The organism is Martelella mediterranea (genome assembly GCF_021021415.1).
Classification (GTDB): domain Bacteria; phylum Pseudomonadota; class Alphaproteobacteria; order Rhizobiales; family Rhizobiaceae; genus Martelella; species Martelella mediterranea_C.
This window is the reverse complement of the sequence record NZ_JAINWJ010000011.1, coordinates 93131-119993: the sequence shown is the minus strand read 5'-3', so window position 1 is coordinate 119993 and position 26863 is coordinate 93131. Positions and strand designations below refer to the sequence as shown.

15 protein-coding genes and 1 pseudogene are annotated in these 26863 nt (G+C 63.6%); 8 read left to right on the top strand and 8 right to left on the bottom strand.

Annotation, left to right across the window (positions count from 1 at the left end):
* Positions 1 to 237: 237 nt before the first annotated feature.
* Positions 238 to 3723, top strand: coding sequence for a S8 family serine peptidase (locus K7H91_RS09365; protein WP_230719960.1), 3486 nt, complete (start codon positions 238 to 240; stop codon positions 3721 to 3723).
* 73 nt (positions 3724 to 3796) lie between these two features.
* Here K7H91_RS09365 and K7H91_RS09360 read toward each other — a convergent pair whose 3' ends face one another.
* The 4 genes from K7H91_RS09360 to K7H91_RS09345 form a co-directional block, all read right to left on the bottom strand.
* Positions 3797 to 5170, bottom strand: a complete 1374-nt coding sequence (locus tag K7H91_RS09360; RefSeq protein WP_230719959.1) for an NAD-dependent succinate-semialdehyde dehydrogenase — start codon at positions 5168 to 5170, stop codon at positions 3797 to 3799.
* Between the two features lie 46 nt (positions 5171 to 5216).
* Complete coding sequence (locus K7H91_RS09355) at positions 5217 to 5978, bottom strand: hypothetical protein (RefSeq protein WP_230719958.1); 762 nt, start codon at positions 5976 to 5978, stop codon at positions 5217 to 5219.
* 258 nt (positions 5979 to 6236) lie between these two features.
* A complete protein-coding gene (locus K7H91_RS09350; protein ID WP_230719957.1) occupies positions 6237 to 7490 on the bottom strand; it encodes a type II toxin-antitoxin system HipA family toxin in 1254 nt (417 codons plus the stop codon).
* On the bottom strand, positions 7487 to 7759 hold the full coding sequence (locus K7H91_RS09345; RefSeq protein ID WP_230719956.1) for a helix-turn-helix transcriptional regulator: 273 nt from the start codon (positions 7757 to 7759) through the stop codon (positions 7487 to 7489). Before K7H91_RS09345 ends, K7H91_RS09350 begins: the two co-directional genes overlap by 4 nt.
* A gap of 730 nt (positions 7760 to 8489) precedes the next feature.
* Between K7H91_RS09345 and K7H91_RS09340 the strand changes: the two genes are divergently transcribed.
* The 7 genes and pseudogenes from K7H91_RS09340 to K7H91_RS09310 all read left to right on the top strand — a co-directional run.
* Positions 8490 to 10172, top strand: coding sequence for an OFA family MFS transporter (locus K7H91_RS09340; RefSeq protein WP_230719955.1), 1683 nt, complete (start codon positions 8490 to 8492; stop codon positions 10170 to 10172).
* Between the two features lie 111 nt (positions 10173 to 10283).
* Positions 10284 to 11192 (top strand): LysR family transcriptional regulator, encoded by a 909-nt coding sequence (locus K7H91_RS09335; RefSeq protein ID WP_230719954.1) that lies wholly within the window; start codon positions 10284 to 10286, stop codon positions 11190 to 11192.
* 92 nt (positions 11193 to 11284) lie between these two features.
* Positions 11285 to 11764: a formate dehydrogenase subunit gamma gene (locus K7H91_RS09330; protein WP_230719953.1), complete on the top strand. Its 480-nt coding sequence runs from the start codon at positions 11285 to 11287 to the stop codon at positions 11762 to 11764.
* On the top strand, positions 11761 to 13332 hold the full coding sequence (locus K7H91_RS09325) for a formate dehydrogenase beta subunit (protein ID WP_230719952.1): 1572 nt from the start codon (positions 11761 to 11763) through the stop codon (positions 13330 to 13332). The genes K7H91_RS09330 and K7H91_RS09325 overlap by 4 nt, the downstream gene beginning before the upstream one ends.
* 4 nt (positions 13333 to 13336) lie before the next feature.
* Positions 13337 to 16210: a formate dehydrogenase subunit alpha gene (fdhF, locus tag K7H91_RS09320; protein WP_230719951.1), complete on the top strand. Its 2874-nt coding sequence runs from the start codon at positions 13337 to 13339 to the stop codon at positions 16208 to 16210.
* A gap of 43 nt (positions 16211 to 16253) precedes the next feature.
* A complete protein-coding gene (locus K7H91_RS09315) occupies positions 16254 to 16478 on the top strand; it encodes a formate dehydrogenase subunit delta (protein WP_230719950.1) in 225 nt (74 codons plus the stop codon).
* A 254-nt stretch (positions 16479 to 16732) separates the two neighbouring features.
* A pseudogene (locus tag K7H91_RS09310) lies at positions 16733 to 17284 on the top strand (HlyD family secretion protein); the annotation flags it as partial.
* Between the two features lie 40 nt (positions 17285 to 17324).
* Here the strand turns inward: K7H91_RS09310 and K7H91_RS09305 are convergent.
* The 4 genes from K7H91_RS09305 to K7H91_RS09290 all read right to left on the bottom strand — a co-directional run bounded on the left by K7H91_RS09305 (position 17325) and on the right by K7H91_RS09290 (position 26848).
* Positions 17325 to 24062 carry an autotransporter outer membrane beta-barrel domain-containing protein gene (locus tag K7H91_RS09305; RefSeq protein ID WP_230719949.1) on the bottom strand — a complete coding sequence of 2246 codons (6738 nt, stop codon included), beginning with the start codon at positions 24060 to 24062 and terminating at the stop codon, positions 17325 to 17327.
* A 253-nt stretch (positions 24063 to 24315) separates the two neighbouring features.
* Positions 24316 to 25389: a saccharopine dehydrogenase family protein gene (locus tag K7H91_RS09300; RefSeq protein ID WP_230719948.1), complete on the bottom strand. Its 1074-nt coding sequence runs from the start codon at positions 25387 to 25389 to the stop codon at positions 24316 to 24318.
* Between the two features lie 3 nt (positions 25390 to 25392).
* On the bottom strand, positions 25393 to 26172 hold the full coding sequence (locus K7H91_RS09295) for an amino acid ABC transporter ATP-binding protein (RefSeq protein ID WP_330165999.1): 780 nt from the start codon (positions 26170 to 26172) through the stop codon (positions 25393 to 25395).
* A gap of 10 nt (positions 26173 to 26182) precedes the next feature.
* Positions 26183 to 26848, bottom strand: a complete 666-nt coding sequence (locus K7H91_RS09290) for an amino acid ABC transporter permease (protein ID WP_230719946.1) — start codon at positions 26846 to 26848, stop codon at positions 26183 to 26185.
* Positions 26849 to 26863: the final 15 nt, after the last annotated feature.

Genomic DNA, 26863 nt, shown 5'->3' with positions numbered 1-26863 from the left:
ACCCATTTCGGTACGTTCTGCACATCATTGGGGACGTGCGGGCGATACAAGCGATTGGCCTTCCTTTAGTCACAAACGATCGATCCGGGCAGCGCGCGTCGCCGCTTCCCGAAAAAGAGATCGCGTTCGGGGCTGGCGACAGGGGTGGCCAGGTTTGGGGAAACTGCGCGCGTTCGCGCAAGGATAATCGAAACCCGCCTTTCCAAGGTGAGGGTTCGAAAGAAACTGGGGTCAAAAATGTTTTCTGGTACTGCTTCACACGCTCGTGGCCGCAAGGTTCTGCGCTGCCGCACACTTGCTCTTCTGATGGCCTCGGCGCTGATAGCGCCCGCCTTCAGCCCGGCCCAGGCCGCGGAAGCCAGCGTCCCGGCAGGCTCGCAATCCTGGTTCTCGGCATCGGCCATCGAGGACGCGCTTGGTCAGGCGGCCGGCTACGGCACGACGTCCTTCCTCGCCAGCATTGTGGAGAATACCCGGCTGACGCCGAATCGCGCCGATCAGATCAAGGCAACGGCCATCGGTCTGCGGCCGGATCTGGCGCAGAACATCGCGCGCGCGGTCGATAGCGGACGCCATCTTGCCGACGTCTATCCGTCCCGTTCGCTGACGTCTGCGCCGGGCGAACGGGCTTTGCCGTATCCCGGCGGCAATCCGAACATTCCCAAGAGCGCGCTCAGTGAGTACCAGCGCAATTATTCGCTCGATGCCATTCACGCCAGGACGGCGCGCGAACTCGGCTTTACCGGAAAGGATGTCGTTGTCGGCGTTATCGATACAGGTCTCGATATGCGGCCCGACGGCACGGTGCACCCTGAATTTGAAGGCCGCGTCGACGAACGGGCGAGTTCCTACCTCTACTGGTTCGACAGGGATCTCGAGGGCAAGACCATTACGCTTGCGGAGTTCGAAGCCGGGTTCCAACAGGGTTGGACGGATTCCCTCGATACCGACGGTCACGGCACCCATGTTTCCGGCATTATCGCGGCCGGGCATAACGGTTTCGGCATGGAAGGCGTTGCGCCGGAAGCGACGATCCTGGCGGTGAAGGCAATCCCCGGGAATGATGATGCGCTGACGGTCGACCTCGGCGGCGGCGTCTTTAAGACGGTCGACATCGACGACCTGGAAGCCTGCGGTCCGAACTGGATCTACGACACGTGCAATCCCGTCTCCGGGAACATGCAGGACCCTGCAACGGACGCCAGTCGCTACCTTGCCCAGTTCGACGATATCGCCGTCATCAATATGAGCTATGGCCCGAGCTCCGATCCCGGACAGACAAGCTGGGACATCGACGAGCCGGATGAACTGATGAGCGAAGCCAAAGCTTTGAGGGCCAATATGGACGCCGGCCAGATCCTCGTCGTGGCGGCCGGCAACGACATGCTCGATGCCCCGATCTATGCGGAAAACCCGGCGGGCGGCGGGCTTTACCCCTTCATTCAGCCGAAAAACGAGGGCGCGACCAATTCGGCGGGCGACCTGATCTATGATGATCATGGCGTCGGACTTGACCTGAGCTTTACATCCGCCGAGGCGCTGGCCGCGGCCGAGAAGGCCGACGGGATCGAGCGCGGCCGTATCATCGTCGTCGTGGCGCTCGATGCCTATAACCATATCGCCGGCTACTCCAATCATTGCGGCGTGGCAAAGGAATGGTGCGTCGCCGCGCCCGGCGGCGACCAGCCCACCTATACCGACAGCGGCATCTATTCCACGGTTCCCGAAGATATGGGCGGATACGACTCCTACAGCGGAACGTCGATGGCCGCCCCGAACGTCTCGGGCGCCGTGGCCGTGCTGACGGAAGCCTACCCGACCTTCTCGCCGGCAAAGATCGTCGACATCCTGTTCATGACGGCCGAGGATTTGGGCGCGGAAGGCATCGACTCGGTCTATGGCCATGGCCTGATCCGGCTCGACCGCGCGCTTTCGGTCGGACCGGTCGGCATGAGCGGGGACGGCGTCTACACGGTTGGCGCGGGCAATGGCGACGCGACCTGGCTCGTTTCCTTCGAAAGCGAGGGCAGCCTGGAAAAGCAGGGCAGCGGCACGCTCGAGATCGCCAGTGCGGCAGCCTTCAAGAAGGGCAGTTCGGTCACCGGCGGCCTGTTGTCGGTCGATGGCGCGCTGGCAACGCCGGTTCTGATGGTCGGCAGCAAGGGCACGCTCGGCGGCGTCGGCGTTGTGAGGGGCGACATCAACGTCTCCGGTGAACTGTCGCCGGGCAATTCGCCCGGAACGCTGACCGTCTATGGCGATGTCACGCTCAATTCTTCGGCCGTGGCGACAATCGAGGTCGACGGGACCGGCACTGGCAACGGCGCCGGCAATTATGACCGCCTGATCCTTGCCGGCAGCGGCAATGTGTTCACGGCGGGCGGCACGCTTGCCCCGCAGCTGCGCGGCATTTCAGGGTCGGCGACCAACAGCTTCACGCCTCAGCCGGGCGAGCTCTTCACCTTCGTTTCCGCGCCCAATGGCAGCGTGGCAGGCAGTTTCGACAGTCTCGCCCAGCCGGCTTCGGGCCTTGCGGCGAACACGCGTTTCGACGTGCTCTATTTCGACAATGCGCTGTCACTGGCCGCCACCCCGGAACGCTATGGCGATCTCGCCGCCCTCGGCATCGCCGGTACGGTAAACGAGACCGCGCTGGGCACCGCGATCGACAGGGCGCGGCCGGCTGCGGGTGTGCGTCCGGACGCGGCCTATAACGATGCCTACAACACGCTCTATGCGGCCGATCTCGATGCGCTGGCGGCCGGTCTTCCGTCGATGACCGGACAGTTGCATGCCGAGATCGGAACGACCGCGGTGCGCGCCGTTGGCCGGTTTGCGGATGCCGTCGGCACGAGACAGATGCAGCTGACGAACGGTCTTGCCGGAACGGGCGACCGCTCCGCCGGCGAGGGAACGCTCTGGGCGAGCGGCAATTCGCTCTCGACCAGCGTCGGTTCGGCAAACGGCCTTTCAGGCTATGATGTCTCCGGTGGCAACGGCGTCTTCGGTTACGACTGGCGGTTCGGCCAGGGCGTTGCCGGCGTCGCCGCCTCCTATGAATATGCCGATGTCTCGGCAAGCGCCAACGGCTCCGGCGATGTCGGCACCTATCAGGCGGCGCTCTACGGCAGTTTCGATGCCGGCATGATGACCTTTGCCGGCCGCGCCGGCCTCGGCTATGGCGACCTGTCGACCAGCCGGATCACCACGCTTGGCGCATATTCGGCCACGGCGTCCGCCAGCGGCCATGGCACTGGCGGGTTCATCGAGGCCGCGGCGTTCTCGGACCTCGACATGGACGCGTTTACGCTGACGCCCTCGGCGACGCTCGGCTACCGCGCGTTTCACCGTGACAGCATGCAGGAAAGCGGAAGCAGCTTTGCGCTCGCCATTCCCTCACAGACGTTCGATGAAACCCAGACCACACTGGCGGTCGCGCTTTCCAAGGATATAAGCTTCGACAATGGCGTACGGCTTCTGCCGGCAATCAGCGCCGGCTGGCGGCATGATTACGGCGATACCGGCCGCTCCTCGACGCTCGGCATTTTCGGAAGCGATTTCGATGTCGCGGGCGCGGATATCGGCGCCGATGCCTTTATCGGCCGGGTTTCGGTGACGGCCTTTGCCGATGACCGCTTCACCTTCGAAGCCGCCTATGAGGGCGAGTTCCGGGAAAACCTGGAGAGCCACATGTTCTCCGCCAAGGCCAGCCTCAGCTTCTGACAGCGAGCCAGAAAAACGGGTGCGTCGCAAAGAAAAGGGCCGGATTTCCGGCCCTTTTCGGCGTTCTGGCCGATCAGCCGATCCGGATCGACTTGATATTGACGAACTCCTTGAGCCCTTCCGGACCGTGCTCGCGGCCATAGCCGGAGGTCTTCACGCCGCCGAAGGGCATGGTCGGGTAGGCGACATCGAACGTGTTGATGAACACCATGCCGGTGTCGAAATAATCCGCCGCCAGCTTGCGGGCGCGCTCGACATCCCGGCTGAATATTCCGCCGCCGAGACCATAGCGGCTGCTGTTGGCGATCCGCATCGCATCCTCTTCATCCTTGGCGCGGATGATGGACGCGGCGGGTCCGAACATCTCATCCTTGTAGGCGGGCTGACCGGGCGCGACATCGGCGAGCACGGTCGCCGGATAGAACCAGCCCTTGCGATCCGGGATCTTGCCGCCGGCAACGAGCCGCGCGCCCTTCTCGATGCTTTCCTCGACCTGTTTATGCAGCTTGTCGCGCTGCTCCTCGGTCACCATCGGGCCGAGTTCGGTGTCGTCCTCGGAAGGATCGCCCATCTTGATCTCCTCAAAGGCCTCGGCATAGGCCTTGACGAAGGCATCGTAATTCTTCTCCGTCACAATGAAGCGCTTGGCGTTCACGCAGGTCTGGCCGTTATTGTAGATGCGGCCCTGAACGCAGGTCTTGACCGCCAGATCCAGGTCGGCGTCGTCGAGCACCAGATAGGCGTCGTTGGAGCCGAGTTCCAGCACGGTCTTCTTGACCAGTTCGGCAGCCTTGCCGGCCACGGTCCGCCCGGCCTTGTCGCTGCCCGTCAGTGTCACGCCGCGCACGCGCTCGTCCTCGATGATCCTGTCCGACTGGTCGTGCGAGATCAGCAGAACGCCGAACAGCCCCTTCGGCAGGCCGGCCCGTTCGTAAAGATCGCGCAGGAACAACCCGCTGCCGGTGCAGGCCGAGGCATGTTTCAGCAGCACGCCATTGCCGGCCATCAGGCTCGCAATCGAATAGCGCACGGCCTGATAGGCGGGAAAGTTCCACGGCTGGATGCCGTAGACCACGCCGATCGGCGAATGGGTGACGATGCCCTTGCCGCTGTCGACCTCGCGTTCCTCGTCCGCCAGCGTATCGGGGCCGATCTTGGCGGTGTAGTCGCAGATCGCCGCGCAGAGCTCGACCTCTTCGCGGCTGTCCTTGAGCAGCTTGCCGACTTCGTCGGTCATCAGCTTGGCGAATTCATCCTTCGACTTGCGCATTTCTTCGGCGATCGCCGCGATCACCTTTGCGCGTTCCTCAAGCGGTTTCAGGCGCCATTCGAGAAACGCCGTGTGGCTGGCTTCAACGACCGCCGAAGCTTCCTCGTCCGACATCTGCGGATAGGATTCGAGCTCTTCTTCGGTCAGCGGATTGATGGTCGTCAGAGAATTGGACATGGGAATGTTTCCTCGTGTTTCGTTTTTCTTCGCCTGGCAACGAACATCAACCGTGTTCGCTGCGGTGTTTGGAAAGGGTTGTCTCTACGGCCGCCAGGGCCTTGAGGACCTCGGTTCGCCAGCCGTCCCGTGGCAGCTTGCGGATGGAGGAGTGGGCGGCGCAGACGACGGGTGTTCCGGCCCAGTCCTCGGCAAGGCCGCGCGCCCATCGCGCATAATCGTCGGCGGCGCCGGGCCGCTTCTGCAACGCCTTTGAAAGCTGGGGATGGAACTTCAGTTTCGATTGCGGCAGCAGCTTGCCGAGAAAGCCGGGCGCGGCCAGCACATTGATCGTGTCGTCGACATGGACGATGCCGCTCTCCCGGTGACGCACCAGCACCGAGGCGACATGGACGCTGTCGTCGTCGCAGACAAAGTCGACGCCCTCAGGCACCGAGAATGCAAGGTCCTCGGCAAACGCATCCCGTGTCGCGGTGTCCTCGATAAATTCCGCTTCCCAAGGCAAATCCGGCGCTTTCCTGTGGTGGCGGCACGTGCCGAATAGCCGGGCATCAGGGAGGAGCGCATGGATGGCAGCGCAATGAAGCGTATGAAACGGGTGGACGTTGAGAACAGCCTCGATGGCGCGCCCGCCATTGGTCAGCGACAGCAACGCGTCGCGCTCGCCATCATCAAGCTCATAGCTGTCGAGAAGCAGGTACCTGCCGTTCGCCATTCGTACGAGCGACATATGGGTGCCGAGATTGATCACGTCGGCAACCTTGAAGTCGCCGCGGAAAGTCCAGAAATTGTCGGCCAGTTGCTGCATCGCGCGGCTTATCCTTCGATCCGATGATGGCCCGCTCGCGGGAGCCATCACCTCTCAAATGGATAGGAGAGGGGCTATGTTCCGCGCGGATGCGCGATCACGGTCTGGCGGGCGATGTGCAGGCTGCAACAGAGCTGGTCAGAGTTCACGTTCACTATCATGCCTGGACGGTGACAGGTGCGCTTCGCCATGATCTTCGCGATCAAGGCGCAAATCGCCTGAAAACCTCATTCCGAACGTCATATTGAGGCTTGCCGCTCAGCCAGAAGAGCGCTGATTGCTGAGCTGCCGCTCGATGCGACGGCAGCGTTTTTTGATCTCGTGAACGATCCGTTCCAGGGATCTCGTCGGATCTCCGGCCGATTCCAGCAATTGACCGGCCACATCGCTGCAGGCTGCTTGCACCCGCACGGCCAGTTCTTCAACGCGCCGAACTGTCGATGCCCCGCTCAATCCGATGTCGGCCGCCAGCGCCTTCCAGTCATCGGCATGCAGATCCGTCGCCTGAAACTTGCCCGCAATGCTCTGGGGAAGGCTCTGGTCGACCTGGGGATAGATTGCGGCGCACATCAGATCATAAAGCGGCGCCATTCTGGCCGTTCCGCTCGCGCCGATCAGCACCGAATAGTTCTTCGCATGGGAATCCGAGTTGCAGATCAGCACATTGAATATCACGGCGTCCAGGAGGGCGGGCCGCTCCGCGGGCGAGACGAACTCTTCGACCGCGCGGAAGAGCATCGGCAGGGAAAGTCCGCCGCCCGTTGCGGAGCGCTGGTATTTCTGCGCCGGAAATCGGCCATTCAGCTGGCAGAGATCTTCCTGGTGGAGCCTGCGGATAAGGCCTTGCTTATCCTTGAAGCGATCATAGCGCTCGACCAGCAGGTAGCGCCTTCGGCCTGCCGTGCCAATCTCGGCTTGCGCCGCTTCCAACCCGCAGCTCCGTGCAAGCGCGAGGCAGAAGGCTTCGTTTTCGACGCTTCCCGCCAGACGCTGGGTGTCCGGCTTGATGATGTGGGTGGAGGGGGTGCCGTTGACGGGGATGGCAATCTTCCCCGCGCTATCGACGAAGACAGGAAGTTTTTCCTGCACGCCCGCAAGCGACATCGAGACGCCGCGCTCGCCGACGAGAAACGGCTTTGACGGCAGCTCGTCGAGTATGCGCTCCAGCGCGGCCTCGTCGTCAACGGGGTGCAGATGCAGACCCGTTTCTCGCGGCTGGCCGATTGAAAGAGCGCCGGCAGTGTCGCGGCCAATATGGGCCAACATGCCGACAATATCCTGCGGCGACACCTTTAGCCGGAAGCCGATCTCGGCAAGGTGCGTTTCCGGCAGCAGGTTGGCAAGCCAGGGCAGCAGTCTTTCAGGGCCTATCGGACCGGATCGGAGCGGCATGGTCAGTGAGATCGGGAAGGCCGATCGCCGGCTCTCCCAGGCTGGTTCATAGACAAACCGCCATGGCTCATCCGTGATGAGGCGCCCGACGGACAGGTTTTCATAGAAAAACGGGATCATTGACGGTTACCGAATGTCGGCAGGAAGTCGAGGCCTGTATCCTCCCCGTCATCAAAGGGCGCTCGGGCCTTCAGATCGCCCAGCTCCAGGCCAACCGTGCGGGCGACTGTCAGCGCCTTTCCGAGCTGGCAGCTCGGCTTTCCGGCCTCAAGGTCCACGATGAAGCGTTCGCCCGTGCCGGCGCGCCGCGCAAGTTCGGTCTGGGTCCAGCCGCACTCCTTGCGCTTCACCCTGATCAGTTCTCCGAAATCCTTGGCCGACTTTATCATATGCGTTCCCTGGAACACTTCACGTTCAGATCGCTGACCTGGCGAAATAGCTTAACGCAAGTGGAGCAGAGCAGCTTCCGGCCATTATGAGACGCCGTGCAGCCCGAACTGGACTTACCGTACAGGAAGTTTGGCGGCATTGAAAGAGAAACTTACCGAAAAGGAAGCTTTCGTGTCGAGACCCCATAACATCCCGATCGGGATGACATGGTCGGAGCTAACCTCGCTCATTTGAACGCACGAGCAGCGTTATCAGACAGATGCCTTTGCCGGCGGCGACAATTACAAGTCACAGCGGTCACCGCCGCCAAGAGCAAAATTTAGCAGCAGAAGAAGCTGTCCTCGACAAGAAGGTGAAGAACGTCGTTTCCTAGTTCGCTCGGCACAGCGCATAAAAACGACAAAGCTCAAGCCCCTCATTCCTGTAAAATTTATATTCATTACAATTTACTGATTTTATCAATTTGTATTATATAAATTAAAATATTAAACAATAATAATTAATAGTAAATAAATAAGAAAGAGTAATTTATTTACTATAAACAAAATAGACATAGAATACCGACTCTCCGAGGCATGACTGATTTGGGGGCCATGTGGATCGTAGCCGCCAGTTTCAGAGGCGTTACAACGCAATCGGCTCCGGAGGAAATCGAACTGCGCCCGGGAGGCCGTCCGATTAGGCCGGCGAGTGGGCGTGGCGAAATGCGTTCTTGGGAGGGAACGACCCATGTTTGACAAGCTGAAGAAGGAACACATCGTCGCGAAAGACGGGTTCAACCGCTGGAAGGTTCCACCGGCATCCATCGCGATCCATCTGTGTATTGGCTCCGTCTATGCGTGGAGCATTTTCAACCCGCCGCTGGTCAAGCAGTTCGGCGTGGTCGCGCCGGCGCCGGGCGACTGGAGCCTGTCCTCCGTCGTCTGGATTTTCTCCGTGGCAATCGTGTTTCTCGGGCTGTCGGCCGCCTTCGCCGGCAAGTGGCTGGAGGAGGTCGGCCCGCGCATGGTCGGCGTTGTCGCCGCGTTCTGCTGGGGCGGCGGGCTGATCATTGGCGGCATCGGCATCATGACCCACCAGCTCTGGCTGCTTTATCTCGGCTATGGGGCCATCGGCGGCTGCGGGCTCGGGCTTGGCTATGTCTCGCCGGTCTCGACGCTGATCCGGTGGTTCCCCGACCGGCGCGGCATGGCGACCGGCCTCGCGATCATGGGTTTTGGCGGCGGCGCGATGATAGCCACGCCGATCCAGGAATTCCTTCTGGGGCTCTACTACAAGGCGCCGCAGTTTCTCGGACCGCAGGACGCCGTGAACATCGTCATCGAGGGCGGCAAGCGCATGGCCGAGGTCAATGGCCAGCTTGTCGAAGTGGTGGTGGCCACCGCCCGGCAGGCCGCCGAAGCGCCGATCGCCATTGACCCCGGCGTCTACGTCGTGGGCACCGGCAATACCGGCGCCGAAGGGACGTTCTTCACGCTCGGCATCGTCTACTTCGTCGTCATCATGATTGCCGCCTTCTCCTATCGGGTGCCGCGGGAGGGCTGGAAGCCGGAAGGCTGGACGCCGCCGACGGCGGATGCCGCCTCGCGCAAGATGATCACCCAGAACCATGTTCACATCGATCAGGCGCTGAAGACGCCGCAATTCTATCTGCTGTGGATCATCCTCTGCTTCAACGTGACGGCCGGCATCGGCGTTATCGGCGTCGCCAAGACGATGATGACGGAGATTTTCGGCACCACGCTGCCGCTGATCGTCAATTCCGCCTTCGCGGCAACCTATGTGTTCATGATTTCGGTGTTCAACATGCTCGGCCGGTTCTTCTGGGCCTCGATGTCGGACTATGTCGGACGCAAGAACACCTATTACTGCTTCTTCGTGCTCGGCACGATCCTCTATCTGTCGATCCCGTTCGCCGCGCATCAGGTCAGCATGAATCCCGCAGTGCTCTGGCTGGTGATGTTCTATGCCGCGACGATGATCATCTTCACAATGTATGGCGGCGGTTTCGCGACCATCCCGGCCTATCTGGCGGATATCTTCGGCACCAAGTTCGTCGGCGGCATCCACGGACGGCTGCTGACGGCGTGGAGCACGGCGGGCGTTCTCGGCCCGCTGGCCATCACCGGCCTGCGCAACATGTCGCTGAACAGCGCGCTCCACAATCTGGCGTCGAAGGTCGATCCGGCAGCCTTCGCCGACAAATTCGGCGCCGGTATCGATCAGCTCGACCAGTTGATCGCCGCCAAGACGGTGACCATCGCGCAACTGATGGAGATCGCGCCGGCGGGCACCGTCGATCCGACGCCGAGCCTCTACAACACGACCATGTATGCCATGGCCGGGCTGCTCGTCATCGCGCTGATCGCCAATGTGCTGGTGAAGCCGGTGCACGAAAAGCACTACATGTGAGGTTCTGGCCAACCGGCGAAAATCCAGACCCCGGCGGTGGCGCCATTGCCGCCGCCGGGGCAGAATGCACGGATACGGGCTATATGAGCGATTGCCCCGGATGGAAGATGCATGATCGAAAAGCTGGAGATGTTCATAACCCTGGCGCGCGAGCGGCATTTCGGGCATGCGGCGGAAGCATGCGGCGTGTCGCAGCCGGCGCTTTCGGCATCCATCAAGCAATTGGAGGAACAGCTGGGCGTTCTTCTGGTGCTGCGCGGATCCCGCTATCAGGGGCTGACGCCTGAAGGCCAGCGGGTGCTGGAGTGGGCCCGGCGGCTTGTCGGCGACGCGCGCACCATGCAGCAGGAACTGAAGACCATTCGCGATGGGCTGAGCGGTCACCTGAAGATGGCGACCATCCCCACGGCGCTATCCTATGTTCCGGCGTTGACGGCGCCTTTTGTGGCAGGCAATCCCGGCGTTACCGTATCCGTGCTGTCGCGTTCATCCGCCGAGATTCTTTCGCTTCTGGAAAATCTCGAGATCGACGTCGGCATCACCTATCTCGAAAACGAGCCGGTGGGAAAGGTCATGCAGATGCCGCTCTACCGCGAAACCTATTGTCTGGTGACCCGCGCGGATACAGAGCAGGCGGCCCGCAAGAAGATTTCCTGGCAGGATGCCAGCCGTCTGCCGTTGTGCCTTTTGACAAAGGATATGCAGAACCGGCGGATCCTCGACGGGATACTGACCGAGATTTCCGCCGATGTTGCGCCGACGCTTGAATCGGATTCCATTGTGACGCTGTTCGCCCATGTGCAGACTGGTCTGTGGTCGACCATCATGCCGGAAAGTCTGGCCACGACGCTCGCAAACGAGGCATTGAAGGTCATCCCCCTCGTCGAGCCGGTGGCCGGAGCGCTGGTCGGTCTCGTTGCGCCGCATCGCGAGCCCCATGCGCCGATCATTTCAGCACTGTTGCGACAGGCGCGGCATCTGGCCGAAACAAATAAACCTGATTTGGAAACTCATCTATAAGCAAATTCCATTGATCAACGGAACTGCTGCATTGATTAAACGCCGTCAGATGTGACATTTTTCAAGTTCTGTCTCCTGGGAGGAGTGACTTGATGGATTTGAATACTGAGCGGGAAGCGGTTTCCGCAGGCACAGCCGCAATTATCGAAGATCATCTGCAGCGCGAAGCGCCGCTGCTGCCGATCCTGCACGATATACAGGTGGAATTCGGCTATGTGCCGGAAACCGCATTGCGGCTTGTCGCGGAAAAGCTAAACCTCAGCCGCGCCGAAGTGCATGGCGTGATGAGCTTTTACCACGATTTTCGCCGCGAACCCGTCGGTCATCACGTGTTGAAGATCTGTCGCGCCGAGGCCTGCCAGTCCATGGGCGGCGAGGCGCTGGCCGATGGTCTGCGCGCCGCCCTTGGCCTTGACTGGCACGAGACAACGGCGGACGGCAGGCTGACGCTCGAACCCGTCTACTGTCTGGGCTTGTGTTCCTGCGCGCCGGCGGCGATGCTGGACGATGCTCTCTATGGACGACTCGACGAAGCGACGCTGAAGGATGTCGTTGCGGAGGCCGGACAATGAAACCCGTCATTTTCATCCCTTGCGATGCCGCGGCCCTCGCCGTTGGTGCCGACAGGGTGGCATCGGCCATTGCCGAAATGCTTGCCGCGCGCGGACTGGACGCTGAAATCGTGCGCAACGGCTCGCGCGGCCTGCATTGGCTTGAGCCGATGATCGAAGTACGCACCGGCCACGGCCGCGTTGCCTATGGCCCGGTGAAGCCGTCCGATGTCGAAAGCCTGTTCGATGCGGGCTTTCTGGATGGCGCGGAGCATCCGCTTTTTCTTGGCGAGACGCGGGAACTGCCGTTCCTGAAGCGGCAGACGCGGCTGACCTTTGCCCGCTGCGGCGTGACGGACCCGCTATCCGTCGCCGACTATCGCCATTACAAGGGCCTGCGCGGTCTGGAAAACGCGATTGCCATGCAAGGCGCGGATATCGTTCGGGTGGTGACCGACAGCGGGCTTCGCGGTCGCGGCGGCGCGGGTTTTCCCACCGGCATCAAGTGGGACACGGTGCGCAAGGCGGAAGGCCCGCAGAAATATATCGTCTGCAATGCCGATGAGGGCGACAGCGGCACCTTTGCCGACCGGATGATCATGGAAGGCGATCCCTTCGTTCTGATCGAGGGCATGGCGATTGCCGGCCTCGCGACGGGCGCGACCAGGGGCTATATCTACACCCGCTCGGAATATCCGCATGCGATCCAAACCATGCGGAAGGCGATCGAGATCGCGCGCCGCGAGGGCATTCTGGGACCTTCGGTGCTCGGCTCCGAGCATGCTTTCGATATGGAAATGCGCGTGGGGGCAGGCGCCTATGTCTGCGGCGAGGAAACCTCCATGCTCAACAGCCTCGAAGGCAAGCGCGGCGTTGTGCGCGCCAAGCCGCCGCTTCCGGCACTCGAAGGCCTGTTCGGCTGTCCGACCGTGGTCAACAATGTGCTGTCGCTGGCCTCCGTTCCGCTGATCCTGGATCGCGGCGCTGAGTATTATCGCGATTTCGGTATCGGCAAATCACGCGGCACCATGCCGATCCAGCTTGCCGGGAATATCAAACATGGCGGGCTGTTCGAGACCGCCTTCGGGATCACGCTGAATGAGCTGATCTACGATATCGGCGGTGGCACGGCCAGCGGACGGCCGGTGAAGGCGGTGCAGGTGGGCGGCCCGCTCGGCGCTTATTTTCCGACGAGCCATTTCGATATCCCCTTCGACTACGAGGCCTTCACCGCCAATAACGGGCTGATTGGCCATGCCGGCATCGTCGTCTTCGACGATACCGCCGACATGATGAAGCAGGCGCGGTTTGCCTTCGAGTTCTGCGCGGTGGAAAGCTGCGGCAAATGCACGCCCTGTCGCATCGGTGCGGTGCGCGGCGCGGAGGTAATCGACAAGATCGCGGCGGGCGCAGGACTGGCCGAGCAAAAGACGCTTCTGGACGATCTCTGCAACACGATGCGGCTTGGCTCGCTCTGCGCGCTGGGCGGCTTCACGCCATATCCCGTTTCAAGCGCGCTCACCCATTTCCCGGAAGACTTCGGACCGCGCCCCCAATCACGGCCCCAACCGGCAGAAGCAGCGGAGTAGTGATATGTCCCTGATCAAGGAAATCGATTACGGCACACCGGCTTCGAAAGCGGAGGCGACGGTTACCCTCACCATCGACGGTTTTGATGTCACCGTTCCCGAGGGAACATCGGTGATGCGGGCGGCCATGGAAACCGGGATCGCCATTCCCAAGTTGTGCTCGACCGATATGGTCGACGCCTTCGGCTCCTGCCGGCTCTGCCTGGTGGAAATCGAGGGGCGGCGCGGCACGCCGGCCTCCTGCACCACGCCGGTTGCCGATGGCATGGTGGTCTCGACCCAAACCGACCAGTTGAAGACGCTGCGTCGCGGGGTGATGGAGCTCTATATCTCCGACCATCCGCTCGATTGCCTCACCTGCGCTGCGAACGGCGATTGCGAATTGCAGGATATGGCCGGCGCGGTGGGCCTGCGCGATGTGCGCTACGGCTATGACGGCGGCAACCACGTGAAGACGCGCGACGGCGTTGGCGAAGTCAATGCCCGCTATCTGCCGAAGGATGAAAGCAACCCCTATTTCACCTATGATCCGTCGAAATGCATCGTCTGTTCGCGCTGCGTGCGCGCCTGCGAGGAAGTGCAGGGCACATTCGCGCTGACGATCGAGGGACGCGGTTTTGAATCCCGCGTGTCGCCCGGCAGTTTCGGCGATGATTTCCTCGGCTCCGAATGCGTGTCCTGCGGGGCCTGCGTTCAGGCCTGCCCGACGGCAACGCTGCAGGAAAAGTCGATCATCGACATCGGCCAGCCGGAGCATTCGGTCGTCACCACCTGCGCCTATTGCGGCGTCGGCTGCTCGTTCAAGGCGGAAATGCGCGGCGAGGAACTGGTGCGCATGGTGCCCTACAAGGATGGCAAGGCCAATCACGGCCACTCCTGCGTCAAGGGCCGTTTCGCCTATGGCTATGCCAGCCACAAGGACCGTGTCCTGAAACCGATGATCCGCGAGAACATCAACGACCCCTGGCGGGAAGTCTCATGGGAGGAGGCGCTCGGCTTTGCCGCGTCGAAGCTGCGCCGTCTTCAGGCGGATTACGGACAGGACTCGATCGGCGTCATCACCTCGTCGCGCTGCACCAATGAAGAGACCTATCTGGTACAAAAACTTGCCCGCGCGGTCTTCGGCAACAACAATACCGATACCTGCGCCCGCGTCTGCCATTCACCGACCGGCTACGGCCTCGGCCAGACATTCGGCACCTCGGCGGGAACGCAGGATTTCGACAGCGTCGAAGACGTCGATGTCGCGCTGGTCATCGGCGCCAATCCAACCGACGGGCATCCGGTATTTGCCTCGCGGCTCAAAAAGCGGCTGCGCCAGGGCGCGAAGCTGATCGTCATCGATCCGCGCCGCATCGATCTGGTGAAGACGCCGCATGTGGCCGCAAGTCATCATCTGGCGCTGCGCCCGGGCACCAATGTCGCCGTCGTCACCGCGCTGGCGCATGTGATCGTCACCGAGGGGCTTTATGACGAGACCTTTATCCGCGAGCGTTGCGACTGGGACGAGTTTCAGGATTACGCCGCCTTCGCTGCCGAGCCCGCCAACAGCCCGGAAACCGTGGAAGAACTCACCGGCGTTCCGGCCGAAACCGTTCGCGAAGCGGCAAGGCTTTATGCGAAGGGCGGCAATGCGGCGATTTATTACGGTCTCGGGGTCACCGAACATTCGCAGGGCTCGACCACCGTTATCGGCCTTGCCAACCTCGCGATGATGACCGGCAATATCGGCCGTCGCGGCGTTGGCGTGAACCCGCTGCGCGGCCAGAACAATGTGCAGGGCTCCTGCGACATGGGCTCTTTCCCGCACGAATTGCCCGGCTATCGCCATGTCAACAATGCGGATGTCCGCGATATCTTTGAAAAGGCCTGGGGTGTTTCGATCTCGGACGAGCCGGGCCTGCGCATTCCCAACATGCTGGATGCCGCCGTCGATGGCACGTTCAAGGGGCTCTACTGCCAGGGCGAGGACATTCTGCAGTCCGACCCCGATACCAAGCATGTGTCGGCCGGACTGGCCGCGATGGAATGCGTCATCGTCCACGACATCTTCCTGAACGAGACCGCGAATTACGCCCATGTCTTCCTGCCCGGTTCGACCTTCCTGGAAAAGGACGGCACCTTCACCAATGCCGAGCGGCGCATCAACCGGGTGCGCCGGGTGATGTCGCCCAAGGCCGGCTATGCCGACTGGGAGGTGACGCAACTGCTCGCAAATGCGATGGGCGGCAACTGGTCCTACGCGCATCCATCCGAGATCATGGCGGAGATTGCCGCGACCACGCCGAGCTTTGCCAATGTCACCTATGACCTGCTTGACGAAAAGGGCTCGGTCCAGTGGCCCTGCAATGACAAGACGCCGGAGGGCACGCCGATCATGCATATAGACGGCTTCGTGCGCGGCAAGGGGCGCTTCATCCGCACCGATTATGTGGCGACCGACGAAAAGACCGGGCCGCGCTTCCCGCTGCTTCTGACCACCGGGCGCATTCTCAGCCAGTATAATGTCGGCGCGCAGACGCGGCGCACCGACAATGTCGTCTGGCACGAGGAGGACGTCCTGGAAATCCATCCGCATGACGCCGAGCTTCGCGGCGTCAAGAATGGCGACTGGGTGAAGCTGCAAAGCCGCTCCGGCGAAACCAGCCTGCGCGCAAAGATCACCGACCGGATGTCGCCGGGCGTCGTCTATACCACCTTCCACCATCCGGCCACGCAGGCCAATGTCATCACCACGGATTTCTCCGACTGGGCGACGAACTGCCCGGAATACAAGGTGACGGCCGTTCAGGTTTCGCCGTCCAACGGGCCGACGGACTGGCAGGAAGACTATGAGCGCTTTTCAAGACAGGCACGGCGGGTCGAGGCGGCAGAGTAGATCTGTCGCCCACCGGCATCCCCCTCTGGCTAAGGACAAATAAATGGCGCCTGAAAAGCTCACGCATATGGCAAACCAGATTGCCGCCTTTTTCCGCACCCGCCCGCATGACGAGGCGGTGGCCGGCGTGGCCGACCACATCAGCAAATTCTGGGAACCACGCATGCGCGCCCAGCTTTTCGAGATGCTGGAACAGCCCGACAGCGGATTTGACCCGCTGGTGATCGAGGCCGGAAACAGCATTCGTGCGGTGGCGAAGCGGGGCTGAGCGCTCCGGCGGCGATTGACCACAGCATGGAAAGGCGCTTGTCGAGCGAGCGCAGGGCGTTGCTGCGCGGGAAGACGGCGCCGGAGCACAATACCCGGCTTTCATGGACCCGCAGAGGATGCACAGTGTTGCGTTCGAGGACGTGGTCGAACCATCTTGCCGTCGGAACCCCGCAAGGCGCGCCCTGAATGATCTCGACCGCGCTCGGCATCCTGTTGGTTCGCACAGTGTGGTTGCGCATCGTGCGCGGCGACAGTGACGAAGGGCGATCTCCTGTCCTTTTCGACGACAGCGTCCATAGCCAGCAGCTTGCCCAGACCACGATCGTCAACCGCCGCGCCCTCAAAGCCAGCGTGGCCGCGGCCGAGGCTGCGCGCTCGCTTGCCGAAATCAACCTGGAAAACACGAAAATCACCGCCCCGCGCGATGGCACGCTCGGTCAGGTCAAGGCGCGCGTGGCGCAGTATGTCACCGCCGGCGCCCAGCTCGTGGCGCTCGTGCCAGACAGCCCCTGGTTGATCGCGAATTACAAGGAAACACAGCTCAAGGGATTGAAGCCGGGTCAGAAGGTCACCTTCACCGTCGATGCCCTCAACGGCGAGGCCTTCACCGGCCATATCGAGAGCTTCTCGCCGGCCTCAGGCTCGCAGTTCTCGGTGATCACGCCGGACAATGCCACCGGCAATTTCACCAAGGTCGCCCAGCGTGTCCCCGTCAGGATCGAAATTGATCCGGGCCAGACCGATGCCGACAAGCTCGCCCCCGGCCTTTCGGTCATCGCCCGCGTCGACACGAACCAGAGCTGATCGCGTTTTTGAGACGCCCCTTGCCGGGGCGTCTCGAGCTTCAGAAATCGTAGGAGAACCGGAGCATTCCGGAATTGCTGGAGGTGTTCTCCGAGAACGCCCCGTCATATTCGGCGCGCAGATGCATGCCGTTGTTGAGATTGGTCAGCTCCGCGCCGAGGCTCACCCGACCGAACACATCGTCCATCGGCAGGGTGAGGTCGAATGTTCCCGCGCCGGCCGGGGCCGCGGTGAAACGGGCCTTGGTGGACCAGTCGTCAGCCGACGAGAAGGTCACGCCGGCCCGCGCATAGCTGCGAAGCTGGTAGGTTTCCGAGAGAGCGAAGCGCGAGCCGACTTCGAACGAGGGCGAGGCCATGATCGCCCACTGGTCGCTGTCTTCCACCGTCTGGTTGAAGACGCCGGCTCCGGTTTCGGCGTAACCGCCGGCATTGGCGTAGATCAGGTCGATATCGACATAGGGCTTGGCGTAGAAACTGTCCTGCGCGAAGGTGTAGGCCATGCGCCCGCGGGCGGCGAAGGTGGTCACGTCGCTGGAGCTGGTCGCCAGGCCGCCCGTCGAACCGAGGATCGACTGGCGGCTGTTGTCGAACGAGCCGTAGCTCCCCGAAACCGCGCCGGCAAAAAGCCATGGCCCGGGATTGTATTTCAGGCTTGCGCCGACCGCGAATGTGTCGCCGTTGACAGAGGTGCGGCCGTCCGCGCCGTTGATGTCGCTGTTCTCATAAGCCGCCGTCAGCCCCATGAACAGATCATCGGCAATGGCGAACTGCCCGCCAAGGGCGTAGCTGTAGGTGGTGTCGTCATAGCCGCTGACGCCGTCGATCGTGCCCTGGTTGAACCGCTGGCCGCCGAACTGCGCCCAGACGCATTCCGTCTGCACGATCATCGCCGTCGGTCCGTCGAAGACCGGGCAGCTCATCAGCCGGTCGAGACGCTGCGCGGCCATCGTCGCGGACTGCGCCGCCGGCACCGCCGGCATCGGCGAGTGGATCGCCTCGATGGCATTGGAAAGTCCGCCGCCGCCGGCCCTGGCGAGTTCGGCAAAGGCAGTGCCGAAGCCTTCGCCGCCCGTGTCCCAGACCCGCTGGAAATAGTCGGCAATGCGGGCGCGGTTGCCGGTCAGGCCGAAGCGCGAACCGTCGAAGTCAGCATCCACGGACAATGCCAGCGATGAGCCTTCCTCCAGAACCCTGTAGGTGAAGATGTCATGCAGCTTGCCGGTCAGCGTGCCGGTGCGCGCGCCACCCACCGTGAGGAAGGGGAGCTTGCGCGGCAGCAGCGAGATCGGCGCGACGTCGAGCGTGCCCGAAAGCGTCGCGTCCTGTTGCAGGATGAGCTGGTCGATCCGGTTGTTCTCGAAATCGGCATCGACGACCAGCGTTCCGCTGTCCGCCTGCCGGAAATTACCGGTCACGCGGGTCTCGCCGATGCCATTCTCGTCGCCGACGAACAGCTGGCCGTGGTTGACCACATTGGCCTGCAGCGTCCGCGCGCCCCGGCTGACGCCGAAATTGTTGAACGTGCCGGCGTTGTAGGGCACCGCGATGAACGCGGTCGTCGCCAGGCTCTGGGTCGCAAGGTCGTATTCATAGCCCGCGCCCGAACCGTTGCCGTCGGCATTCTCCAGCATGACATCGCCCGCGACAACGCCGTAATTGTAGATGTCGAGCCTGCTGCCGTCCGCCGACGACCTGTCGCCGACGAAGCGGACCGCCGTGCCGGAATAGGCGCTGACCATGGCGCCGTTATCGACGAGCAGCACATTGTCGCGCCCGCCGCTGACGAAGACACCGGCGCCCTGGTTTGTGCCGCCGCCAACATTGCCGCCGACCTCGATGCTGATCGTTCCGAGATCGGACGCATCCGTATTAGCAGCCCCCTGGCTCTGCGCGAAAATGCCGATGCCGTTCGAGCCGATCGCGTTGACCTCGCCGCTCTGGACGACGTTGACGTCGCCGCCGTGACCATCGCCGAACAGGCTGGTCGAGCCGGCGAACGCGCCGGAACTGTCGCCGCCAAACCCGCCGCCGCCGCCGATCGACTGCGCGACGATGCCGTAGGCGTCGACGCCCGAGACGTTGATCGTGCCGTCGAACTCTACGCCGACATCGCCGCCGTCGCCGCTGCCGTTGATGCTGTCGAACTTGCGGTCGAGCGAGAGCGTCGACGTCGTCGCATCGCCGGCAATGCCGCCGCCGCCGCCGACCGACTGGGCGAAGAGGCCGTGCGCGCCGCTGCCATGGGTTTCGATGGAACTGCCATTGCCCGCGATCACGGTGACATCGCCGCCATCGCCGCCGGAACCGCCGCGGCCGCCGACGCCGAGCGACAGGATGACATCGGACGCGCCGACCGCGCCCATGCCGCCGCCGCCGCCCACCGACTGGGCGAGCACGCCGAAGGCGCGGCTGCCATTGGTGGTGATGTCGAGGCCGGACTGGATATTCACGTCGCCGCCATGGGCGCTTCTTCCGCCATTGCCGCCGACCTGAATTTGCAGCGTCGCGTCGCGCAGGCGGTAGGAATCCTGTCCGCTGCCGATCGCGCCAAGCCCGCCGCCGCCGCCGACCGACTGGGCCACCAGGCCCATCGCGTCATTGCCATAGGTCGCGATATTGGCTGTGCCCCCCTTCACGGTGACGGTGTCGCCATCCGAGCCTTCACCGCCATCGCCGCCGAAATTGGCGCCGAGCACCATCGCGCCGAAAGGATTGTCGGTCGCATCGCCGCCAACGCCGCCGCCGCCGCCGATCGATTGCAGCAGCACGCCATGCGCCATCACGCCGTTGGTCACGATCGCATTGGCGTTTTCGAAGGTTGCCGTCACCTTGCCGCCGTCGCCGCCGTCGCCGCCCGTGCCGCCGAGCAGGAGGTTGGCCTCGCCGGTCACACGGCCGCCGGGGATGGTCGCCGCCCCGCCGAGGCCGCCGCCGCCGCCGATCGACTGCGCCATGATGCCGATCGCATGATCGCCCTGGGTGCCGATGGAGCCGCCGAAGGTGACGTCGACCGCCTTGCCAACGCCGCCCGTGCCGCCCGCGCCGCCGATGCCGACATTGCCCTGATAGGTCTGGTAGAGCAGCGAGAGGTAGGAGCCCGCCGCGACATCATTGCCGGCGACCGAGCCGCCGATACCGCCGCCGCCGCCGATCGACTGCGCCGCGATGCCGATGGAGCCGACACCGGTCGTGGTGATGGTGCCGTAGTCGGAGATCGTCACGTCGGAGCCGTCGCCGCCCACGCCGCCCTGCAGGCCGAGCGTCATCGACAGCGAGCCGGTCACCGTCATCGGCGTGCCCGTAACGCCGACCTTGCCGGAAATGCCGAAGGCGCTGCCCTGCGAGGTGCCGCCGCCGCCGCCGATCGACTGCGCCACGATGCCGTGGGAATTGTCGCCCGAGGTCTGAACGCCGGCGCCATTGGCAAGCGTGACCGTGACATAGTCGCCGTTGCCGCCCGCGCCGCCATCGCCGCCAAGCTGTTTCTTGCCGGTGAAGCCGACAAACCCGAACGAGGCCGAGGCCCCGGTCGACGCTCGCCCGGCATTGCCGCCGCCGCCGCCGATCGATTGCGCCACGATGCCATCGGCATTGTTGCCGCTGGTCACGACCGAGGCGGTGTCGTTGAGCGCCACCGTGACGGTGTCGCCATTGCCGCCGGCCCCGCCCGTGCTGCCGAGCGTCTCGCCGAAGGATGCGGAGAACACGCCGGCGCCGAGGCCGCTGGTCATGGCATAGGTCCAGGAATTGCCGCCCGTGCCGCCGCCGCCGCCAACCGACTGTGCGAGAAGGCCGTGCGAGCCGTCGCCGGCGGTCGCCACGCCGGTCGTGCCGTTGAGGCCGACATCGACATCGCCGCCCTTGCCGGCCGCGCCGCCATCGCCGCCCGCCGAGAGGGTAAAGCTCATCGAAACCGGCACCTCGACCGGGATAACCTGGGCGATTGCCGCGGACATGGCGCGCCCGCCAATGCCGCCGCCGCCGCCGATGGACTGGGCGAGGATGCCAATCGAATCCGAAGTGTCGTCGCCGGCCGTGCCGGTGGAAATGATGCTGTCGGTGAGGTCGACATTGACCCGGCCGCCATCGCCGCCCTGGCCGCCCGTGCCGCCGAGCGAGAAGGTCGAGGCGAACACCAGCGATTCATTCGCGCCGTAAGCCGCACCGCCGATGCCGCCGCCGCCGCCGATCGATTGCGCCACGATACCGTTGGAATTGGAACCGAGCGTCGAGGCCTGCAGATTGTCGAAGGCGACGTCGACCCTGCCGCCGGTGCTGCCATCGCCGGCATCGCCGCCGACCGTAAGCTGAGCGACCGTCAACACCGCTTCGCTGACCGCATTGCCGCCCGTGCCACCGCCGCCGCCGATCGACTGCGCGAGAATGGCCGAGGCATTGTCGCCGGCGGTGGCGACGGCCGGCGCGCCGCTATAGGCGCCGGTGGCGAGATTGCGGTTACCGACGGAAACAAGGCCGCCATCGCCGCCGATCCCGCCGCTGCCGCCGACGCCGACGCCGATGAGCACGCCGAAATCGAGCACGTCGCCGCCATCGCCGCCGCCGCCGCCGATCGACTGGGCGGATAGGCCATAGGAGAAATCGCCGCCGGTATAGATCGAACCGTCTTCGAGGAAGGCCTGAACCGCGCCGGCATCGCCGCCTTCGCCGCCATCGCCGCCGACGGAAAGCAGGCCGAAACCGCCGGCGCCCGCGCCGCCGCCGCCGCCGATCGACTGCGCCAGAATGCCGGTCGAGGCGTTGCGCGAGGTCTGCACGGAACCGCGATTGTAAACCTGGACGAGGCCGCCGGCCCCGCCGCCGCCGCCGCTGCCGCCGACGATCAGCTTGCCGCCGCCAAGCGTGCCGGCAGCACCCCCGCCACCGCTGATCGATTGGGCGATGATGCCGCGCGAACCATAGCCGAAGGTCGCGATGATGCCGGTATTGGTGACGGAGACATGGCCGCCATCGCCGCCGAGGCCGCCATCGCCGCCAAGGCTGATGATCGAGGCGACCGGCAGGTCGCCAGCGCCGCCGCTGCCGGCGATCGACTGCACCAGCATGCCGGGCGCCAGGTTGCCGCTTGTGTAGATCAAGCCGGCATTGGACGCGGTGATCGCGCCGCCATCGCCGCCCTGGCCGCCAGCGCCGCCAGCCCCGAGCACGGTGATGAAATCGCCGCCGGTACCCCCGCCGCCGCCGATCGACTGCAGGGCAATGGCCGCGGAATAGTCGCCAAAGGTCTCGGTCTGCGTGCCGCTGTCGGTCGCAAAGGTGATGCGCCCGCCATCGCCGCCAACGCCGCCGCCGCCGGTCTGGCCGACGAGTGCTGTATTGTCGCCGCCATCGCCGCCTGTCCCGCCGATCGACTGGGCGAGGAAGCCATAGGCGGAGGTGCCGGACGTGGTGATCGACGCGGTATCGTAGATGCCGACGGAAAGCGCGCCGCCATTGCCGCCATCGCCGCCGGAACTGTCGCGCGAGCCGTCCTCGCCATCGCCGCCATCGCCGCCCTTGCTGCGCATCACGACGCCCGAAATCGCCTCGCCCTGGGTGGTGATGTTGGCGCTGCCATGCAGTTCGACCTTGCTGAGGCCGGCGACATCGCCGCTGGTGTCGCCGGCATTGCCGCCGTCTCCGCCCTTGTTGCTGCCGGGCGCCTCGCCGCCATCGCCGCCCTGGCTGATGGCCACCACCGCGCCGGAAAGCCCGTCGACATGGTTGTCGGAAACGATATGGATGTCGTTGTTGACGTAGACCTCGACCTGGTAGCCGGCCTCGCCCTTTCCGCCCTTGTCGCTGTTGTCTTCGGAATCCCGACCATCGCCGCCCTTGCTCAGCGCGTAGATGCCGCGCACGCCGTCATCGGAGCCGTTATGGTCGTTCCAGTAGATGTCGATCGTGCCATTGTTGGTGACGGAGATATTGCCGCCCGTGCCGCCATTGCCATTGTCATGGCCGCCCTTGTTGCCCTCGGCGATCGCGGCAATGCCCCAGCCGAAGTCGCGGCCATCGATATGGGCGCTGCTCGTGCCGAGCGTGATCGCGCCATTGTTGACGATGGCCATGTCCTTGGCGTCGCCGCTACTGCCGCCGCGCTGGTCACCGACCGTCGAATCCTGATCACCGCCCTTGCCGGCATGGGCGAGCGCATAGATGCCCGCGCCGCCGTTCGGAAGCGCCTGCTGGAGCGAGATGGTGGAATTGTTCTCGATGGTGATCGTGCCACTGTCGCCGCCGCGCCCGCCATCATCGCCGCCGGCGCCGGTATCGTCCTCGTCGCCGCCGCCATGGCCGCCGAGGCTCTGGACGAGAATGCCGTAGACCTCGTCGTTCGAGGATCCGGCAATGGTGATCGAGGCGTAGTTGTAGACCGAGAGATTGCCGCCATCGCCGCCATCGGTGTGGCCATCATCGTCGCCGTCGCCGCCGCTGGAGGAGAGCGCCAGTCCGTAGCGGCCGTCATCGCCGATGGTGATCGTGCCGTAATTATCGAGCCGATAATCGGGGCCGTCATCGCCATTGCTGTCGTCGTCGCCATCATCGCCCTCGCCGACCAGCGGATAGCTGGCCGTGTAGGTGCCGCTCGAAATCGTGCAGGAACTGGCGTCGTCGGGAGAGAGGCAGAACACGGTCTGCGCCCCGGCTGCCGGCGGCATCAGCAGGGCGAGGGCGGAGACCGTTGTCAGGAGGAGCGCCGCTCCGGTCGCTCCGTTGTTTCCGGTTCCGCGAACCGCGCCGCGCTCGCCCCCCAGACGCTTCCAACCCTTGGCCATCAGTCTGTCCTCGTCCCTCAGCTCGCCGCAGCGGCGATGTTAACAATGGAAAAGTGCATGATGGCTGTAAAGAGCGGGCCAAAACCGGTCAACGCGTCGCCGATGAAACGGCCGTTTCACTCGATGAATCGGCACGAAGGCCAGAGCCGCCACTCGACAGCCCCAGCCTTCTGCAAATCAAGTCGCGTTGCGAAGCCCCGATTTCGGGCCGAAACGCTAGAAGCGAATCTTCAGCCGGGCCGCTATTTGCCGTTCACGCCACGAGCAGCCGCTTGAGGAAGGGGTTTTCCAGCAATTGTTCGCTCTCGATCCGGTTGTGGGCCACCATGCCGCTTGGGCCGAAAGCGCCCTGTCGCAAAAGGTCGATCAGGCTTGCGGCGTAGGCGGCGGCGACCGAGGTCATGGCGTTGAACGGCTGATGCCGGTCGGAGCGGAAGCGCAGCGACAGCGATCGTTCGGCGGGACGGTTGCGATGCGTGCTGCGCGCCGTCAGGAACAGCAGGAGTTCGTCCTTGTCGATGACGGGCAGCCCGTTCATCAGCAGGGATCTGAGCATGTCGCGGCGGGTTTTCAGCCCCAGATCGTCCAGAAGAAAGCGCATATAGTCGAGATGGCCGGGATAGCGCAGGGTCTTGAAGGTGACGTTCCTCACCCCGGCCTCCAGATAGGGCGTTAGGTCGGACAGGCCGCGCGCGGTGGTGAAGCACTCATAGGCCGTTCCGTCGAGAATGACCTTTTCCAGATGCTCCAGCGGTTTCAGGAACACCGCCTTGCCGTCCTGCACGGCTTCGCAGGCCCGGGTATATTCCTCGATCATCGCGTCGATATCCCAGATCTGGCCGTAACCCAGCCGGTTTGTGGGGTAGCGCGGCAGCGAGCCGACCCGGATCGTCAGATCGCTGATCGTGCGGCCGGGCTCCATCAGCCCCGAGGCGATGTTGTCCACCAGCCCCGGCGCCACGCCGGTGCCCGAAAGCACGACGCGCGTTTTGGCGAGTTGTTGCAGCAGGGAAAGATTTTCCGGCCGGATCGGGGAGAAATCCAGAAAATGCGCGGTCGAAGCGCCGGCAAGCTCGGCAATGCCGGATGAAGCCCAGTCGGGGGCGGCGGCAACGATCAGATCGCTGCCGCGCGCCTCGGCGGGCATCTTCTCATTCTGGCGCTGGCGCAGCGCCTTGACCGGAAGGCCGAGCGACGCAAACGCGTCGAGCGCTTCTTCGGAAGGGTCGATGATCGTGACGTCGATGTCTGAGGTAAGACACAGCGTTGCCGCAAGCGCCGAACCGACCTTGCCCGCGCCGAAGATCGCAATCTTGAACCTGTCCATGGTCTACCCCCTGAAACGGGAAACGAAGGCCTGAAGCCTTGGGTTCTGCGGATTGAGGATCACCTGGTCGGGCGAGCCGGTTTCCGCGATCACGCCCTGGTCCAGGAACAGGACCCGGCTCGATACATCGGCGGCAAAGGCCATTTCATGGGTCACGATCGCCATGGTCATGCCGTCTTCGGCGAGCTTGCGGATAACGGCGAGAACCTCGCCGACGAGTTCGGGGTCAAGCGCGCTGGTCACCTCGTCGAGCAGCAGCACCTCCGGCTCCATCGCCAGCGCGCGGGCAATCGCGACGCGCTGCTTCTGGCCGCCGGAGAGATGATTGGGGTAGGCGGCGTGTTTTTCGGCGAGGCCGACCTGGCCGAGAAGTTCCATTGCGTGGGCGATGGCCTCCTTCTTCGGCTTGCGGCAGACGATCACCGGCCCTTCGATCACGTTTTCCAGCACCGTCTTGTGCGGAAACAAATTGAAATGCTGGAACACCATGCCGACATGGCGGCGAAGCGTGCCGATCCCGATCTTGTCGCCGGCATCCCGGAAGCTTGCGCCGACATCGCGCCCACGAAAGCGGATCGTGCCGCCGGTGGGCATCTCCATGACGTTGAGGCAGCGGATGAAGGTGGACTTGCCGGACCCCGAGGGGCCGATCAGGGCGACGACCTCGCCGCGCGTCAGGGTCAGGTCGATCCCTTTCAGGACCTCGTGAATGCCGTAGCTTTTCTGAAGGCCGGCAGCTTCGAGAACCGGCGCGCCGGTCTGGCTTTGCTGTGTCATGTTCATCTTCCTTCCCTCAGTCGCTGACCCTGAGCCGTTTTTCAAACCAGTCCGCGGCCTGCATCAGAGGCAGCAGCACGACGATGTAGAGCACGGCCATGACCGTGTAGGATTCCAGCGGCCGGTAGGTCTGGCCGTTCACCACCGCGGCCATATAGGCGAGGTCGGCAACCGAAATGACGGAGACGAGCGAGGTGTTCTTGAACTGGATGACCGACTGGTTGATGAAGGATGGCAGCACCCGTTTCAGCGCCTGCGGCAGAATGATCCGGCGCATCGACTGGAATGGGCTCATGCCGATGGCCGCCGCCGCCTCGCGCTGGCCCTTGTCGATCGACACGATCCCGCCGCGGAAGATTTCCGCGTAAAAGGCGCCGACATAGAGCGACAGGGTCAGCATGGCGGCGAACCGGTTGTCGATGTTGACGCCGATCAGCAGCGGGAAGGCGTAGTAGAACCACAGCAGTTGCACCAGGAGCGGGCTGCAGCGGAAGATTTCCTGATAGATCCGCCCGATCCAGTTGAACACCCTGAACCGCGACAGCCGCGCCGCGCAGGTGACGAAGCCGAGGATCACGCCGAAAAAGATCGATCCGAACGTGTAGACGACGCTGATCCCGAGCCCGTAGAGGAACAGGTCGCGATACTGCCATACCGAATGAAAGTCCCAGTTATACTGCATCACTTTGCTCCCTGG

Coding starts and splice junctions, on each gene's coding strand:
- K7H91_RS09335 (WP_230719954.1), top strand. CDS start 10,284: ATGATCGAAAAGCTGGAGATGTTCATAACCCTGGCGCGCGAGCGGCAT.
- K7H91_RS09300 (WP_230719948.1), bottom strand. CDS start 25,389: ATGGACAGGTTCAAGATTGCGATCTTCGGCGCGGGCAAGGTCGGTTCG.
- K7H91_RS09325 (WP_230719952.1), top strand. CDS start 11,761: ATGAAACCCGTCATTTTCATCCCTTGCGATGCCGCGGCCCTCGCCGTT.
- K7H91_RS09360 (WP_230719959.1), bottom strand. CDS start 5,170: ATGTCCAATTCTCTGACGACCATCAATCCGCTGACCGAAGAAGAGCTC.
- K7H91_RS09355 (WP_230719958.1), bottom strand. CDS start 5,978: ATGCAGCAACTGGCCGACAATTTCTGGACTTTCCGCGGCGACTTCAAG.
- K7H91_RS09340 (WP_230719955.1), top strand. CDS start 8,490: ATGTTTGACAAGCTGAAGAAGGAACACATCGTCGCGAAAGACGGGTTC.
- K7H91_RS09350 (WP_230719957.1), bottom strand. CDS start 7,490: ATGATCCCGTTTTTCTATGAAAACCTGTCCGTCGGGCGCCTCATCACG.
- K7H91_RS09305 (WP_230719949.1), bottom strand. CDS start 24,062: ATGGCCAAGGGTTGGAAGCGTCTGGGGGGCGAGCGCGGCGCGGTTCGC.
- K7H91_RS09290 (WP_230719946.1), bottom strand. CDS start 26,848: ATGCAGTATAACTGGGACTTTCATTCGGTATGGCAGTATCGCGACCTG.
- K7H91_RS09295 (WP_330165999.1), bottom strand. CDS start 26,172: ATGAACATGACACAGCAAAGCCAGACCGGCGCGCCGGTTCTCGAAGCT.
- K7H91_RS09315 (WP_230719950.1), top strand. CDS start 16,254: ATGGCGCCTGAAAAGCTCACGCATATGGCAAACCAGATTGCCGCCTTT.
- K7H91_RS09345 (WP_230719956.1), bottom strand. CDS start 7,759: ATGATAAAGTCGGCCAAGGATTTCGGAGAACTGATCAGGGTGAAGCGC.
- fdhF (WP_230719951.1), top strand. CDS start 13,337: ATGTCCCTGATCAAGGAAATCGATTACGGCACACCGGCTTCGAAAGCG.
- K7H91_RS09330 (WP_230719953.1), top strand. CDS start 11,285: ATGGATTTGAATACTGAGCGGGAAGCGGTTTCCGCAGGCACAGCCGCA.
- K7H91_RS09365 (WP_230719960.1), top strand. CDS start 238: ATGTTTTCTGGTACTGCTTCACACGCTCGTGGCCGCAAGGTTCTGCGC.